Source organism: Microbacterium oleivorans (genome assembly GCF_001691565.1).
Taxonomy (GTDB): domain Bacteria; phylum Actinomycetota; class Actinomycetes; order Actinomycetales; family Microbacteriaceae; genus Microbacterium; species Microbacterium oleivorans_B.
Genome location: NZ_MAYO01000003.1, coordinates 1,426,636 through 1,441,548 on the forward strand (window position 1 = coordinate 1,426,636; position 14,913 = coordinate 1,441,548).

General features: G+C 69.7%; 14 protein-coding genes and 1 tRNA gene. 6 read left to right on the forward strand and 9 right to left on the reverse strand.

All coding sequences use genetic code 11. The features are described from left to right. Positions 1 to 95 precede the first annotated feature (95 nt). The 4 genes from BBA86_RS09645 to BBA86_RS09660 all read left to right on the forward strand — a co-directional run bounded on the left by BBA86_RS09645 (position 96) and on the right by BBA86_RS09660 (position 3,698). Positions 96 to 1,775: an MDR family MFS transporter gene (locus BBA86_RS09645; RefSeq protein ID WP_065572253.1), complete on the forward strand. Its 1,680-nt coding sequence runs from the start codon at positions 96 to 98 to the stop codon at positions 1,773 to 1,775. Positions 1,776 to 1,785: 10 nt separating this feature from the next. Then, positions 1,786 to 2,262, forward strand: coding sequence for a MarR family winged helix-turn-helix transcriptional regulator (locus BBA86_RS09650; RefSeq protein WP_411267691.1), 477 nt, complete (start codon positions 1,786 to 1,788; stop codon positions 2,260 to 2,262). Positions 2,263 to 2,388: 126 nt separating this feature from the next. Continuing rightward, entirely contained in the window at positions 2,389 to 3,420 is a 1,032-nt protein-coding gene (locus BBA86_RS09655; RefSeq protein ID WP_065571366.1) for an NADP-dependent oxidoreductase, read from the forward strand. Continuing rightward, on the forward strand, positions 3,420 to 3,698 hold the full coding sequence (locus BBA86_RS09660) for an acylphosphatase (RefSeq protein ID WP_065571367.1): 279 nt from the start codon (positions 3,420 to 3,422) through the stop codon (positions 3,696 to 3,698). Before BBA86_RS09655 ends, BBA86_RS09660 begins: the two co-directional genes overlap by 1 nt. A gap of 3 nt (positions 3,699 to 3,701) precedes the next feature. Here the strand turns inward: BBA86_RS09660 and BBA86_RS09665 are convergent, their stop codons facing one another. The 9 genes from BBA86_RS09665 to BBA86_RS09705 form a co-directional block, all read right to left on the reverse strand. Next, positions 3,702 to 4,487 (reverse strand): amino acid ABC transporter ATP-binding protein, encoded by a 786-nt coding sequence (locus BBA86_RS09665; RefSeq protein WP_065571368.1) that lies wholly within the window; start codon positions 4,485 to 4,487, stop codon positions 3,702 to 3,704. Further along, positions 4,474 to 5,097 (reverse strand): amino acid ABC transporter permease, encoded by a 624-nt coding sequence (locus BBA86_RS09670; protein WP_411267699.1) that lies wholly within the window; start codon positions 5,095 to 5,097, stop codon positions 4,474 to 4,476. Before BBA86_RS09670 ends, BBA86_RS09665 begins: the two co-directional genes overlap by 14 nt. Positions 5,098 to 5,218: 121 nt before the next feature. Beyond that, positions 5,219 to 6,013 carry an amino acid ABC transporter substrate-binding protein gene (locus BBA86_RS09675; protein WP_065571370.1) on the reverse strand — a complete coding sequence of 265 codons (795 nt, stop codon included), beginning with the start codon at positions 6,011 to 6,013 and terminating at the stop codon, positions 5,219 to 5,221. Positions 6,014 to 6,124: 111 nt separating this feature from the next. Beyond that, a complete protein-coding gene (locus tag BBA86_RS09680) occupies positions 6,125 to 7,174 on the reverse strand; it encodes an NAD(P)H-dependent flavin oxidoreductase (protein WP_065571371.1) in 1,050 nt (349 codons plus the stop codon). Between the two features lie 72 nt (positions 7,175 to 7,246). After that, complete coding sequence (gene rplA / locus BBA86_RS09685; RefSeq protein ID WP_065571372.1) at positions 7,247 to 7,936, reverse strand: 50S ribosomal protein L1; 690 nt, start codon at positions 7,934 to 7,936, stop codon at positions 7,247 to 7,249. 13 nt (positions 7,937 to 7,949) lie between these two features. Beyond that, positions 7,950 to 8,381: a 50S ribosomal protein L11 gene (gene rplK, locus BBA86_RS09690; RefSeq protein WP_018186960.1), complete on the reverse strand. Its 432-nt coding sequence runs from the start codon at positions 8,379 to 8,381 to the stop codon at positions 7,950 to 7,952. Between the two features lie 184 nt (positions 8,382 to 8,565). Further along, positions 8,566 to 9,573 (reverse strand): transcription termination/antitermination protein NusG, encoded by a 1,008-nt coding sequence (gene nusG, locus BBA86_RS09695; RefSeq protein ID WP_065572254.1) that lies wholly within the window; start codon positions 9,571 to 9,573, stop codon positions 8,566 to 8,568. 108 nt (positions 9,574 to 9,681) lie between these two features. After that, complete coding sequence (gene secE / locus BBA86_RS09700) at positions 9,682 to 9,948, reverse strand: preprotein translocase subunit SecE (protein ID WP_065571373.1); 267 nt, start codon at positions 9,946 to 9,948, stop codon at positions 9,682 to 9,684. Positions 9,949 to 9,992: 44 nt separating this feature from the next. Beyond that, positions 9,993 to 10,065 (reverse strand) — tRNA-Trp (locus tag BBA86_RS09705). Positions 10,066 to 10,285: 220 nt separating this feature from the next. Here BBA86_RS09705 and BBA86_RS09710 point away from each other — a divergent pair. Both BBA86_RS09710 and BBA86_RS09715 read left to right on the forward strand, forming a co-directional pair. Next, positions 10,286 to 12,106: an HSP90 family protein gene (locus BBA86_RS09710; protein WP_065571374.1), complete on the forward strand. Its 1,821-nt coding sequence runs from the start codon at positions 10,286 to 10,288 to the stop codon at positions 12,104 to 12,106. Then, entirely contained in the window at positions 12,103 to 14,901 is a 2,799-nt protein-coding gene (locus BBA86_RS09715; protein ID WP_065571375.1) for a hypothetical protein, read from the forward strand. Before BBA86_RS09710 ends, BBA86_RS09715 begins: the two co-directional genes overlap by 4 nt. Positions 14,902 to 14,913 lie beyond the last annotated feature (12 nt).

The window sequence follows — 14,913 nt, forward strand, 5'->3', positions numbered from 1 at the left end:
GCGCGCCCGTCGACCGATAGTTGACAGGGATCAAACATCGACATATAGTTGACCTCTATCAATTTTTGACGTGCGTCAACCATATGGAGCTGTACATGACCACCACCACTCCGACCCGGCGTCGAGTGCTCGCCCCACTGTCAGGCCTCCTCCTCGGCATGTTCGTCTCGATGATCGCCTCGACCGTCGTGTCGACCTCCCTGCCGGTGATCATCCACGACCTGAACGGCGACCAGAGCGCCTACACCTGGGTCGTCACCGCCACTCTGCTCACCACCGCCATCTCGACCCCCATCTGGGGCAAGCTCGCCGATCTCATGGGTCGCAAGACGCTGTACCAGATCGCCCTCGTCATCTTCGTCCTCGCGACGGCGGCCGCCGGGTTCGCGCAGGACCCCGGCACCCTGATCGCCTTCCGCGCGGCACAGGGCATCGGCGCCGGTGGCCTCGCGGCCCTCAGCCAGGTGCTCATGGCCGACATCATCAGCCCCCGCGAGCGTGGGCGCTACATGGGCCTGTTCGGCGCCGTCATGGCCGTCGCCACCGTCGGCGGACCGCTCCTCGGCGGCGTCATCACCGACGGATTCGGCTGGCGCTGGAACTTCTTCGTCTCGCTCCCGGTCGCCGTCGCGGCGCTCATCATGGTGCAGCGCACGATCCCCGCGTCCGCACCGTCCACCCGTCGGCCGAAGATCGATTACATCGGCATCGTCCTGCTGTCGACCGCCGTCTCGCTCCTGCTCATCTGGGTCACCAGCGCCGGCCGCGACTACGACTGGTGGAGCACCGAGACGATCCTCATGGTCGGCGGCGCCGTCCTGGCCGCGATCCTGTTCGTCATCGTCGAACTCCGCACCTCGGAGCCCCTCGTCCCGCTGACGCTGTTCCGCGACCGCACCTTCACCCTCGCCGTGGTCGCCTCCATCGCGACCGGCATCGCGATGTTCGGCGCATCCGTCTTCCTCGGTCAGTACATGCAGATGGCCCGCGGCGCGACGCCGACGGAAGCCGGCCTCATGACGATCCCGATGATCGCCGGCCTCCTGCTCTCGTCCGTGGGCGTCGGTGCTCTCATCACCCGCTACGGGCACTGGAAGCCGTACCTCGTCGTCGGCAGCGTCCTCCTGACCGCGGGCGCCGCGCTCCTGTCGACGATCCACTACGACACCGACTTCTTCCTCGTCTCGGTCTACATGTTCCTCCTCGGCGCCGGCGTCGGCATGACGATGCAGAACCTCGTCCTGGCCGTCCAGAACAGTGCCAAGCCGAGCGAGATCGGCGTCGCCAGCTCGGGCGTCACGTTCTTCCGCAGCCTCGGCGGCACGATCGGCGTCTCCCTCATGGGCGCCGCCCTCGCGTCGCGCGTCACGGACCTCTTCACCGGTGCGCACGATCGCCTCATCGAGACCCTGACCGCCCTCGGCCCGTCCGGGGCCGCATGGGGTAAGCAGCTCAGCTCGGGCACGCTCCCCCGCGTCTCCGAGATGCCCGAACAGCTCCGGGTCATCGTCGAGGACATCTACGCGCAGGGCATCTCGTCCGCGTTCCTGATCGCCGTGCCGTTCGGCATCCTGAGCATCCTCGCGGTGATCTTCCTGCCGAACCGGTCGCTCAGCACGATGACCACGTCGGAGCGTCGCAACGCCTCGGAGGCGGATCTGGCCACCGTGTCGGTTCCCGCCGGCATGGACAGCATCACCGCGACCGGTGCCGTGTCCGTCACCGACCCGGACGTCGACACCGACGCCGAGGCCGAGGCGACGCCCCGCCGATAACATGGGCGAGATGTCCACGCAGTCCGATCGAGAGGCGCGCACCCTGGCGGTGCGCGCCCTCGAAGGCGAATTCAGCGATCTGATCGCCCTGTTCCGCCGTCGGATCATCGAGAACGCCAACAGCGTCAGCCCCGGCATGCTGCCCGGTGCCTACAAGGTGTTCACGACGATCGCCCGCCACGAGCCGATCACGCAGTCCGCCCTCGCCGAGATGCTCATCCTCGACAAAGGACAGCTGAGCCGCACGGTCCGCGAACTCACCGATCTGGAGCTCATCGAACGCACCCCCGACCCGACCGACGGTCGTTCCAGCCTGCTGACGGCGACCGACCACGGCCGGGAACGGCTCGCGGCGGCCCGCGGACCGCAGGAGGGGGCGCTGCTGGAGGCCCTGCGTGACTGGCGCGTCGAGGACATCGAGAACCTCGCGCACCTGCTGCACGCCCTCGTCGCCGGATCGCGGCCCGACAGCGGCCCCACCGCGTAGGCCGCCGTCGGGCTTCTCGACCCGGTGATGCCGATGTAACACCGCCGAGACAATGACGCGATTGACTGGTCGTCCACCGAGCACCCCCAGCGCCCGCCGTCGAGCGCTGGTGAGAAGGAGCAGCCGATGCGATTCCGGCCGCTGCGATCAGCAGCCCCCACCGCGAGCGAGGTGGTCGAGGTGACCGCCCCTCCCTCGGTCATGCGCGCCGTCGTCTACGACGCGCCCGGCGAAGCGGACGTCCTGCGCGAGGCGCAGGTCCCGGTGCCCGCACCGGCGATGAGCGAACTCCTGGTGCGCGTGGTGGCCGCCGGGGCGAACCCCATCGATGCGAAGACCCGCTCCGGCCGGGGCGTGACGAGCCAGATCCCCGGCTACCCCACCACGCTCGGCTTCGACTTCAGCGGCGTGGTGGTGGGGAGCCCTTACGAGACTCACCCGCTGCAGCCGGGCGATCCGGTCTTCGGCATGGTGCCGTTCCCCCGCTCGGGCGGCGCCTACGCCGAGTACGTGGTCGTCCCCAGCCTGTCGGTCGCCCGCAAGCCGGCGTCGCTCTCGCACGTCGAGGCGGCCGGAGTCCCTCTCGCGGCGCTCACCGCATGGGGGCTCGTCGTCGAGACGGCGCACGCCCACGAGGGGCAGCGCGTGCTCATCCATGCCGGATCCGGCGGCGTAGGGCACTTCGCGGTGCAGCTGGCCGCCTACTTCGGCGCGCATGTCACGGCGACCGGATCCGCGGCGAACCTCGGTTGGCTCCGGGAACTCGGGGCATCCGTCGTCGTGGACTACTCGACGACGCGCTTCGAGGACGTCGTGGGCGAGATGGACGTCGTCATCGATCTCGTCGGCAATGTCCACGACGACACCGGTACCCGCTCGCTGGGAGTCCTGCGACCCGGCGGCCTCTACGTCATGGTCCCGACGGGCGCCTGGTCCGGATACGCGGATGCCGCAGCTGCCGCCGGTGTGCGCGCGACGTCCTACAAGGTCGTCCCGGACGGATCGGTGCTCGCGACGCTCGGGCGCCTGCTCGACTCGCGGTCGATCCAGGTCTTCATCGACCGCGTCTTCGACCTCGCCGACGCTTCCGCAGCCCACCGCGAGATCGAGCGGGGCCACGTCCGCGGCAAGGTCGTGCTCACGGTGGCGGACGCGTGATGCGCCGCATCAGGCTGGTCGTCCGCGGCATCGTCCAGGGCGTGGGGTTCCGCTACTCGATGCAACACGTCGCCCGCGGTGCCGGCGCGACGGGGTGGGTCCGGAACCTCGCGAACGGCTCGGTGGAAGCCGAGGTGCAGGGGGATGCCGCGGCGGTGGAGTCCGTCGTGGACTGGGCCGCGACCGGGCCGCGCGGAGGAGTCGTCGACGACGTCGCGATGACCGAGCTGTCGCCGGTGGACGCCGAGGTGGGATTCGAGATCCGCCGCGACGCGTGAGCGTCAGTCTTCGAGGGGCCGCAGGATGCGGTCGAGGAAGCGGCGCGTACGGTCGTTCTCCGGCGCCGTGAAGATGTCGCGGGGGTGCCCCCGCTCGACGATGACGCCGTCGTCGAAGAACACCACCTCGTCGGCGACCTGGCGCGCGAATTGAAGCTCGTGGGTGACGATGACCATCGTCCATCCCTCGTCGGCGAGCTCCTTCAAAACGAGGAGCACCTCGCCGACCAGCTCCGGGTCGAGCGCGCTCGTCGGCTCGTCGAACAGGAGCAGATCAGGCGCGAGGGCGAGGGCGCGGACGATTCCGACCCGCTGCTGCTGGCCGCCCGAGAGCTCGTGCGGGTACGCGTCGCGTTTCTCGGCGAGTCCCACGCGAGCCAGCAGTCGCTCGGCCTCGGCGATCGCGGCATCCTTCGCGACCCCGCGGGCGTGGACGGGCCCCTCGATCACGTTCTCGAGCACGGTGAGGTGGGGGAAGAGGTTGTTCTGCTGGAAGACCATGGCGGACCGGTCGCGAAGGGCCGCACGCTGCTCCTTCGCCGCCCTGCCCCTGGCGGGCTGCGCGAAGTCATGGCGCTGCCCGTCGGCGAAGGCGACCACGCCGGCGTCGGGCGCCTCGAGCCCGTTCAGGCACCGGAGGACCGTGGTCTTGCCCGACCCGCTGGGACCGATGAGGCAGACGACCTGCCCGGGCGCGACCGAGAAGTCGACGCCGTCGAGGACGACGTTGTCGCCGAACGATTTGCGGAGCCCGGTGACGGACAGGAGGGGTGCGTCAGTGTGCGACACGGCGGTCGAGCCTCCGTTCGATGCGGTCCTGCCCGAACGACAGGACGAGGCAGAAGAGCCAGTAGATGAACGCCGCCTCGATGTAGATGACCAGGAAGTCGAGGCTGAAGGCGGCGATGTTCTGCGCGACGCGGAACATCTCGGCGACGGTGATGGAGGCCACGAGCGACGTGTCCTTCACGAGCGAGATGAAGGTGTTGGACAGCGGCGGGACCGAGACGCGTGCCGCCTGCGGGAGGATGATGCGCCGGAGCGCCGTCGCCCGCGGGAGCCCGACGGTGAACGCCGCTTCCCACTGCCCCTTGGGCACCGAGAGGATCGCTGCGCGGATGACCTCGGCGGCGTATCCGCCCACGTTCAGCGACAGGGCGATGACCGCCGCGAGGTACGCGTCGATCCGCACTCCGATCTGGGGCAGACCGTAGAAGATGACGAAGATCTGCACGAGGAGCGGCGTGCCCCGGATCGCGGAGATGTAGAAGCGGGCGATGCCCGAGAGCAGCCGGTTGCCGGAGATCCGCATCAGAGCTGCGGCGATGGCGAGGACCAGACCGATCGCGAAAGAGATCAGCGCGAGCGGGATCGTCACGGTGATCCCGGCGCTGAACATCGGCCAGAACGAGGTCAGGATCAGGTGCCATGTATCGGTGTCCACCGGCATCCTTTCGCAGAACGGGGAACGGGCCCGGCAGTCGCGTCACCGCGCTCCGCCGAGCCCGTCGGGGCTGGTGTCACTCGGTGACGTCGGCTCCGAAGTACTTGTCGCTGATCTTGGCGAGGGTTCCATCTTCGCGCAGGTCGGCCAGCGCGCCGTCGATCTTCTCGATGAGCGCCTTCTTGTCCTTCGTGGTGACGACCGCGCTCTTGGCGGGGTCGGTCTCGGCCGCGATCTTCAGGCCCGTCGGCCCGTCGGTCTTCTCGTAGTCGAGGAACGTCAGCTTGTCGTTGACGGTCGCCTCGACACGGTCCTGACGCAGGAGCTCGACAGCCTGTGCCCAGCCCTCGATCGGGGTGACGTCGGCGCCGGCCTCCTCGGCGAGCTTGTAGAAGTTGCTCGTCAGGGACTGCGCGGTCTTCTTGCCCTTGAGGTCGGCGAAGCTCGAGATCGAGTCGTCGCCCTCCTTGACCACGACGACGCTCGGCGAGACCGTGTACGGCTCGCTGAAGAGGTACTTCTGCTCCCGCTCGGGGTTGATCGAGACCTGGTTCGCGATGACGTCGACGCGGCCCGCGTCGAGACCGGCGAAGATGCCGTCCCACTGCGTCTCCTGGAACTCGATGTTCAGATCGAGCTTCTTCGCGACGGCTTCGATGATCTCGACGTCGTACCCGACGAGCTTGCCGCTCTCATCGTGGTAGGTGAAGGGACGGTAGGTGCCCTCCGTCGCGACCGTCAGGGTTCCCGCCTTCGCGAGACCGAGGTCGTCGCCGGCGCCCGAGCCGCTCGTGCTCGAGGAGCAGGCGGTCAGAGCCAGCACGGCGCTGAGGGCGAGGGCTCCGAGGGCGGCGATACGGCGACGGGACATGGGTCTCCTTGGTAAGGGTGGCTGAGGGTCGGCACACGGGCGCGGTGGCGCACGAGGCCCCTCAGTACAACACGCATCCGACTGAATGATTCCCGCCGGTGACGGACTGTTTCAGTGCGGGCGCGCCGGAATCCCCGCAGCCAGCTCCGCGAAGACCTCCTCCGCATCCTCGGAACGCGACAGGCCCGCCGCCTGGCCCGCCCACATGGAGATGAGGTCCGCGTCGTTCGGCGCCGCCGCGCGGAACACCGCGGTCAGCCAGTTCTGCGCGGGGAAGGGCGCGACGGCATCCGCCTCCTCGATGGCGCGAACCGCGCGATTCGGGATGCCGCGGGCCAGCCGCCCGCTCATGGCACGAGTGAGGACCGTGTCGGTGTCCGCCGCCGCCCGCAGCGCGGTGCGGTGCGCCTCGGACGCCGCGGACTGCCGGGTGCGGAGGAACGCGCTCCCCACCTGCACGCCCGCCGCGCCGAGCGCGAAGGCCGCCGCGACACCCCGGCGGTCGGCGATCCCGCCGGCGGCGATGACCGGCACATCGACGGCGTCGACCACCTGCGGGACGAGGGCGACGGTGCCGACGAGGGACTCCTCCGCCCGCCGCAGGAAACTCACGCGATGCCCGGCGGCTTCCGCGCCGCTCGCGACGATCGCGTCCACTCCCCCAGCCGCCAGCGCAACGGCCTCGGCGACGGAGGTCGCGGTCCCCACGACGCGGATGCCGCGCCGATGCGCCTCGGCGACGGTCTCGGCCGCCGGCACGCCGAACACGACGCTGAGGGCCGCAGGCGCGGCATCCCACACCGCGTCGAGCTGCTCGTCGAGGGGAGGCAGGAAGGACTCCGGCAGGGGCGGCGGGGCGACCCCGGCGGCGCCGAGGAGCGGGGCGATCGCGGCGCGGGCGCGAGCGAGGTCGGTGTCGCCGGGTTCGACCTCGTCACCCGTGGGAAGCCAGAGGTTCAGCGCGAACGGACGCCCGGTGGCGGCGCGCAGAGCCGCGGCGGTCTCGCGGATGCGTTCACCCGGATACCCGTACAGGCCGAACGATCCGAGACCGCCCGCCTCGCTGATGCTCGCGGTCAGGGGGATGGAGGACATGCCGCCGAAGGGCCCGAGCACGATGGGTGCGTCGATGCCGAACAGTGTCTCGAGGTCGCCGGTCACGCGACGACGCTACCAAGGCGGGAACGACGAAGGGGCCCCACCCGGAGATGGAGCCCCTGCTGTCTGGACGACTCAGACGAGTGCGTTGACGTCCAGCGGGATGCCGGGACCGAACGTGGTCGAGATGGCGCCCTTCTGGATGTAACGGCCCTTCGAGCTCGAGGGCTTCAGACGCACGATCTCTTCGAGAGCGGCGGTGAAGTTCTCGTTGAGCTGCTCGGCCGAGAACGAGGCCTTGCCGACGACGAAGTGCACGTTGGCGTGCTTGTCGACGCGGAACTCGATCTTTCCGCCCTTGATCTCCTCGACGGCCTTGGCCGGGTTGGGGGTCACGGTGCCGGTCTTGGGGTTCGGCATGAGGCCGCGGGGTCCGAGGACCTTTCCGAGGCGACCGACCTGGCCCATGAGCTCGGGGGTCGAGACAGCCGAGTCGAACGCGGTGTAGCCACCGGCGACCTTCTCGATGAGCTCGGCGCCACCGACCTCGTCCGCACCAGCGGCGAGAGCGGCTTCGGCGGCGGGACCGGTCGCGAACACGATGACGCGGGCGGTCTTGCCGGTGCCGTGGGGCAGGATGACCGTGCCGCGGACCATCTGGTCCGCCTTGCGCGGGTCGACGGCGAGCTTCAGCGCGACCTCGACGGTCGAGTCGAACTTCGCCGAACCGGTCTCCTTGGCGAGGGCGACAGCCTGCTCGGAGGAGTAGAACGCGGAGCGGTCGATCTTGGCCGCTGCTGCTTCGTAAGCCTTGGACTTAGCCATTGTTCTGTTCCCCTCAGCTCTCGACCGTGATGCCCATGGAACGGGCGGTGCCGGCGATGATCAGCGAGGCGGCCTCGATGTCGTTGGCGTTCAGGTCGGGCATCTTCGTCTCGGCGATCTGGCGAACCTGATCCTTGGTGAGCTTCGCAACCTTGGTCGTGTGCGGGGTTGCGGAACCCTTCGCGACGCCGGCGGCCTTCTTGATGAGCTCCGCGGCGGGCGGGGTCTTCAGGATGAACGTGAAGCTGCGGTCCTCGTAGACGGTGATCTCGACGGGGATGACGTTGCCGCGCTGCGACTCGGTCGCGGCGTTGTACGCCTTGCAGAACTCCATGATGTTGACGCCATGCTGACCGAGCGCGGGGCCGATCGGCGGCGCCGGGTTGGCTGCACCGGCGTTGATCTGAAGCTTGATCAGGCCGGTCACCTTCTTCTTCGGTGCCATTTCCTCTTCCTTTCACGAGCGAGGCGAATGCCTCGTTCTCCCACGGTCCCGGCGGATCCGGCTCGTGGTGGTGTCCGCGCGCACGACGAAACGGCGCACAAACCACATGAGTCTACCGCATCCGGCATCCCACGGCATGACGAAGGCCCCGCCGGAGCGGGGCCTTCGTGAGTCCTGCGGCGTGTTACTGCTTGGTGACCTGGTCGAACGAGAGCTCGACCGGGGTCTCGCGCTCGAAGAGCGAGACGAGCACCGTGAGCTTGCCGCTCTCGGGCTTGATCTCGGAGATCGACCCGGGGAGGCCCGCGAACGAGCCCTCCTTGATCGTGATCGTCTCGCCGATCTCGAAGTCGACCTCGGTGATGACCGAGCGAGCCTGCGTCGCGGAGCCTTTGGTGGCGGCGGCGCCCTTGGCGGGAGCGACCTCCTTGGCTTCGACGAGCGGCTTCAGCATGTTGAAAGCCTCTTCGAACCGCAACGGCGTCGGGTTGTGGGCGTTGCCCACGAAGCCGGTGACACCGGGGGTGTGACGCACGACCGACCAGGTGTCCTCGTTGAGCTCCATGCGCACGAGCACGTACCCGGGGATCCGGACGCGGTTGACCATCTTGCGCTGGCCGTTCTTGATCTCGACGACGTCCTCCATCGGGACCTCGACCTGGTAGATGTCCTCCTCGACCTCGAGCGTCGACTTGCGCTGCTCGATGTTGGCCTTCACCTTGCGCTCGAACCCGGCGTAGGAGTGGATGACGTACCACTTGCCCTCGAGCGAACGGAGCTCCTGGCGGAACGCCTCGTACGGGTCGTCCGAGGTCTCGTCCTCGTCATCGCCGAGCTCGGGACCGTCGTAGGGGGCCACCTCGTCGGCTGCGGCCGCGGCGCGCTCGGCCTCTTCGTCGGCGAGCGACTCGGTGAGCACCTCTGCGGCGGCCTCGGCCTCGTCGGCCTGGTCGATCTCGAGCGCGTCGTTGACGATGCGGTCGGCTTCGGGGTCCTCGATCACGACGGCGTCCTCTCCGGTGGGCTCGTCCTCGACGGGCTCTTCGTCTTCGATGTGCAGCGCGGCGTGCTCGGCGGACTCGGCGGAACGCTCCTGGCCGGCCAGGACGTTGCCCTCCTGCGCCTCGTCGTCCTCACTGGACTGCTCCGCGGCGGTCGACCAGTCGGCGTCGTCGACATATCGTTCGGTCACGTCATTCACTTCCCTGCAGATTCGGCTTCGATGTTCGACGGCAACGCGGCGGGCGGTTCAGATGATCCGGGATGCCGTCCGTCACCGCGACGGATGATCGTCCCGACGTCACCTTGGAACGTCGAAGACGATGTTCGTGATCCAGGTGAAGAACAGGTCGAGCCCGTAGACGATGGCCATAACGACCACGACGAATCCGAGGACCACGAGGGTGAACTTCACCAGCTCCTGACGGGTCGGTGTCACGACCTTGCGGAGCTCGGCGATCACCTGGCGGATGAAAAGGGCGATCCGCTGGAAGAAGTTGAGCTTCTTCTCACGGGTGGCGCCGCTGCTGGCAGCGACGACCTCGCCGTTCGGCTCATCCTGGACCATTCAACCCACCTGTTGCTCGGTTCGAGTCAGCTGACGCTGACGCGCAGGGCGGACAGGAATCGAACCTGCAACCTGCGGTTTTGGAGACCGCTGCTCTGCCAATTGAGCTACCGCCCTAAGGTCTTGCGACCCGGGGATCCGCATTCCGTCCGACCCATGGGCACGGCAAAAGAATGCAGACAACTGCGTGGACAAGCATACGGCATGGCTCGGAGGGTGGCGAACGCGCGGCATCCCTCGCCGTCGTCCGTCGCCGTCGCTAGGCTTGATCGGCCGTCCCGCAGCCGGCGCATCGGGGGGCGCGGCATCGGACGAACGACGACTACCGAGGAGCGCGGTGACCGACAGTACTGCCGCCCAACAGTTCCAGGTCGACCTCCGCGGGGTCATCGACCTGTTGAGCCGCCACATCTACTCGAGTCCGCGCGTGTTCCTGCGCGAGCTGCTGCAGAACGCGGTAGACGCGATCGCGGCACGACGTGCGGTGGACGGTGGCGGCGGACGCATCCGCATCACGCCCGTCAGCGACCGTTCAGCGGAGTTCGTGATGCGCGACGACGGCGTGGGGCTCACCGAGGCCGAGGTGGCGGATCTCCTCGCGACGGTGGGACGCAGTTCCAAGCGCGACATCTTCGACCTGCCGCGAGGTGACTTCCTCGGTCAGTTCGGCATCGGGATGCTCTCGTGCTTCATGGTGTGCGACACGATCGTCATCCGTTCGCGGAGCGCCGCGGGGTCCGCTCCTGTCGAATGGACGGGGCACTCCGACGGGACCTTCACGGTTGCGCCGTATCCCGAGGACATCCCGGTCGGCACGAGTGTGCACCTCACGCCGCGCGCGGACACGCGATCCCTGCTCGGCACGAGCACGGTCATGGAGCTCGCCGAGGCATTCGGACGGTACCTGCCGCACGCGGTGGTGGTGGACCTCCCCGGCGGCGGCGAGACGACCGTCACCGAGCCCGCCCCCTTCCTCGACGGGGACCCGGAGCGCCAACTGGCGTACGGGCGTCAGCTCATCGGGGCGGAGCCGCTCGATGTCATCCCCCTGCACGTCCCGGGCACGCAGACACGAGGGGTCGCCTTCGTGCTGCCGTACGCCCCTCCCCCGTCGGCTCGTCAGAGCACCCGCGTCTACCTGCGGCGGATGCTGTTGACCGAGCGGGCTGACGAGCTCCTCCCGTCGTGGGCCTTCTTCGCTCGTGCGGTGGTCGACTCCGGCTCGCTCCACCCGACCGCCAGCCGGGAGTCGCTCGTCGACGACGACGCGCTCGAACAGACCCGTCAGGAGATCGGCGAGGCGATCCGCCGCTGGATCCTGGAGGTCGCGCTGCAGGACCCGGTGAGGTTGTCGCAGTTCGTCTCGATCCACGAGGTGGCGCTCAAATCGCTCGTCCGTCACGACGACGAACTGGCGCGGTTCATCGTCCGGTGGCTGTCGGTCGAGACGACGGCGGGTCGCCTGCGTGTGGAGGAGCTCGCCAGTCGGTTCCCTGTCGTGCGTTACGCCGAGACCGTCGACGAGTTCCGTCAGGTCGCCAGCATGACCTCGGCCGGTGGCATCCTCGTCAACGGCGGCTACCTCTACGACGCCGACCTCGTCCGCCGCATCCCGGAGCTGTTCCCCGGCGTCGAGGTGGAGCGCGTCGACGTCGTGGGCGAGATCGACCGACTCGACCTCGCGCCCCTCGACGACCGCGCCGCGGCGACAGCCCTCGAGGAGCGCGCCGCAGCGGCGCTGGAGGACGTCGACGTCGCGGTCCGCACGTTCGAGCGCGCCGACCTGCCGGGGCTGTTCGTCGCCGACCCCGAGGTGCTCCGCGCGCTCGATCGGGGCCGCGCGCGCAGCGCCGGCGGTGCGCTGTGGGGAGGCGTCCTCGACCGCGCAGCGAACATCGTCTCGGGCGGCCGCAGCGCGGACGCCCTCGCCGCGCGCCTGTGCCTCAACTGGACGAATCCGATGATCCGCAAGCTCGCCGCTACCCCGCCCGGTCGCGTGTTCGATCTGAGCGTGCAGCTGCTCTACGTGCAGTCGCTGCTCGCGGGGCACCATCCTCTCGGCCCCCGTGATCGCACGATGATGTCCGCCGCCCTCTCCGAGCTCGTCGATCGCGCGATCGACACCGACACCCCGCCCGCGGCAGAAGGAGCCTCATGACCGGTTACGCAACCCGCATCCGATCCCTCTTCGACGAGATCGACAACACCCCGTGGGGCCCGCAGGAGCAGGCGCTCGTCGCGCAGGCGGTCGCGCTCGCGCAGGAGAGCGGCGACGAACGCCTCGAATACGAGGCCCGCCTGCGGCAGACCTCGAGCGCGAACATGGGCGGCGACACCGACCTCATGCTGACGTCGTTCGCGTGGTGCCTGGCTCACCACGACGCCGACCCGGAGCGGTTCCCCGCCGAGGTCGAGGGCGCGGGCGACGTGCTCTGGCAGTACAAGTGGATGGCGAGTGCTCTCGGCAGCTCGCCCGAATTCCCGGCGGAGCAGATCGCCGCCGTGCTCGACGACATGGAAGCGCACTACCGACGCGCCGGTGTCGGTCCGAGCGGCGTCCTCATGGCTCGCTTCGAGGACGCTTGGGCCGCCGGTCGCATGGACGAGGCCGCCGAGCTGCAGCGCACGCTCGAGGCGACGCCCCGCGACGACTACAGCCACTGCGACGCGTGCGTCCGCAGCCAGTTCGCCGGGTTCTTCATCGAGACCGATCGGGAGGAGGAGGCGATCCGTCTCGTCGGCGAGATGATCGAGAACGGCTTCTCGTGCGGCGAGGAGCCCGAGCACGCCCTGGCGCGGATCCTCCTCCCCTACCTGCGGGCCGGAATGCTCGACGAGGCACGTACCGCGCACCTCCGTAGCTACCGCCTCGCGAAGGACAACCCCGACAACCTCGCGATCGTCGCCAAGAACGTCGTCTTCTGCGCCGTCACGGGCAACGAGGCGCGCGCCCTCGCGCTCGTCGAACGCCACCTGCCGTGGCTCGTCCACGACGGCCTCGACGCCGATGCGCACGCTGCGGCCCTCGGCGCCTTCGGGCTCACCCTCGACGCCGTCGGCGCCGCAGGCCATCCCGGACTCACCGTCCGCGGCTCGGACGCGGAGGCGCTGGTCCCCGTCTTCGGTGCGCACGACGGCCCGTGGCGCGTCGACGACCTCGCCGCAGCCGCCTGGCAGGCCGCCGGCGACATCGCCCTGGCATTCGACCGCCGCAACGGCACGGACGCCCACACCCGGAACCTCGAGCGTCTGCGCGAGGTCGGCGGGGAGCGCTACGACGTGCCGATCCGCTCGCACGACTTCTCGACGGTGGTCGCGCCCTCGCCCGTCCTGACGCGAGAGGACCGTGTCGCGCGCGCCGTCGCCCTGGCGCACGCCGGTTCGTCAGCCGCGATCGACCCGCTCCGCGAGCTGTTGACGGATGCCGCTCCCGCCGAGCGTGTGGTGCTGTCCTCGCACCTGCTGGGTGGCCTCGTCGCGACCGGTCGGATCGCCGAGGCCGAGGCGTTCCTGCCGGAGCGCCTGACCATCCTCCGCGCGGCCGGTCAGCCGGAGCAGGCTGATCTCGAGGAACGCCTCGGCCTCGTCCTGTTCGGGAAGGACCTCGCCGAAGCAGGCGACGCCCTCCGCGCCGAGGTGACGGCCGCAGCCGGAGCCCCCGCGGCGGTCCGGGCGGACCTCGTCGCGACGCTCGCGGTCGCGAAGATGTACGAGGGGTCGCACGCCGAAGCCCTCGAGGATGCCCGCGGGGCGGCGCGACTGTTCACCGAGGCGGGCGACGCGGTCCGCGCACAGGGGGTGCGACTGCTCGCGATCGACGCCGCCGCATCCGCTTCGCTGTTCGACGACGCGCGCGCCGATCTGGCCGCCCTCCTGGCGGAGCCGATCAGCGACGGTCGTCGCGCGCGAGCCCTGGCGGTGCAAGCCCGCCTGCACGGCGTGGCCGAGGAGTTCGCCGAAGGCGCGACCGCCGCCGACGACGCGGCGCGGCTCCTCCTCACGCTCGGTGCGGACGATGTGCGCATCGCCGAGGCGTTCGTGCTGGCCGGAGCGCTCCACGAGGATGCAGGAGAGGCATCGCTCGCCGCCGGCCGCTACCGCACCGCGGTCGAACGGTACGAATCGGCGGGCGCTCCGACGGCGGATCCGCGCTACCGGCTGGGGCGTGCCATGATCACCGCTGGGATGCCGGAGGAGGCCGTCGACGCGCTCCACCAGGTCCTCTCCGACGAGATCGCCGCGGACGTGCCCGCCGGATCCCGCGCCATCACGGTGGGGCTCCTCGCCCGGGCCTACGAGGGCGCCCGCGACTTCGGCAATGCCGTGGGTGCGTGGGGCTTCGCCGCCGACCTCCATGAGGAGGCCGGCGAGGCCGAGGGCCAGGCCTTCGCGCTCGTCGCGCAGGGCCGCCACCTCGGCAACTTCGGCGAGTACGACGACTCCGTGATCGCGCTCGAGACCGCCATCGGTCTGACCGGCGGACACGAGGACCGGATCGGCCTGCACGCCGAGGCGCTGCACCTCCTCGCGCAGGCGAAGATGCAGCGCGGCGACGAAGACGCGTTCGAGGTCATCGATCAGGCGCTGGCCCTCGGGCGCGCCAACGAGGCGCACTGGTACGTCGCCGATGTCCTCGACACCCGGGCGCGCCTGCTGGCTGCCCGCGAGCGCACCGATGAGGCGGTGGCGACCGCGCTCCAGGCCGCGGACGGATTCGCTCAGGCCGGCGACGCCGGCTCTGGGGCCGGATCCGAACTGCTCGCCGCGCGGCTGCTCGTCGGCGCCGAGCGACCGGCCGACGCCGTCCCGCTCTACCGATCCGCGATCGAGCACGCGGCCGAGAGCGAGAACGAGCCGCTCCGCCAGCAGGCGGCGCTGGAACTGGGCGACGTCTACGAAGGCCTCGGCCGTCACGGCGAGGCTGCGGAGATCCGCGCCACGACCTCGGCCTGATCCGCGAACGGT

Excerpts from the sequence above, each read along its gene's own strand:
- BBA86_RS09650 (WP_411267691.1), top strand. The coding sequence starts at position 1,786 with ATGTCCACGCAGTCCGATCGAGAGGCGCGCACCCTGGCGGTGCGCGCC.
- BBA86_RS09660 (WP_065571367.1), top strand. The coding sequence starts at position 3,420 with ATGCGCCGCATCAGGCTGGTCGTCCGCGGCATCGTCCAGGGCGTGGGG.
- BBA86_RS09655 (WP_065571366.1), top strand. The coding sequence starts at position 2,389 with ATGCGATTCCGGCCGCTGCGATCAGCAGCCCCCACCGCGAGCGAGGTG.
- BBA86_RS09670 (WP_411267699.1), bottom strand. The coding sequence starts at position 5,097 with ATGTTCAGCGCCGGGATCACCGTGACGATCCCGCTCGCGCTGATCTCT.
- rplK (WP_018186960.1), bottom strand. The coding sequence starts at position 8,381 with ATGGCACCGAAGAAGAAGGTGACCGGCCTGATCAAGCTTCAGATCAAC.
- rplA (WP_065571372.1), bottom strand. The coding sequence starts at position 7,936 with ATGGCTAAGTCCAAGGCTTACGAAGCAGCAGCGGCCAAGATCGACCGC.
- secE (WP_065571373.1), bottom strand. The coding sequence starts at position 9,948 with ATGGTCCAGGATGAGCCGAACGGCGAGGTCGTCGCTGCCAGCAGCGGC.
- BBA86_RS09675 (WP_065571370.1), bottom strand. The coding sequence starts at position 6,013 with ATGTCCCGTCGCCGTATCGCCGCCCTCGGAGCCCTCGCCCTCAGCGCC.
- BBA86_RS09645 (WP_065572253.1), top strand. The coding sequence starts at position 96 with ATGACCACCACCACTCCGACCCGGCGTCGAGTGCTCGCCCCACTGTCA.
- BBA86_RS09715 (WP_065571375.1), top strand. The coding sequence starts at position 12,103 with ATGACCGGTTACGCAACCCGCATCCGATCCCTCTTCGACGAGATCGAC.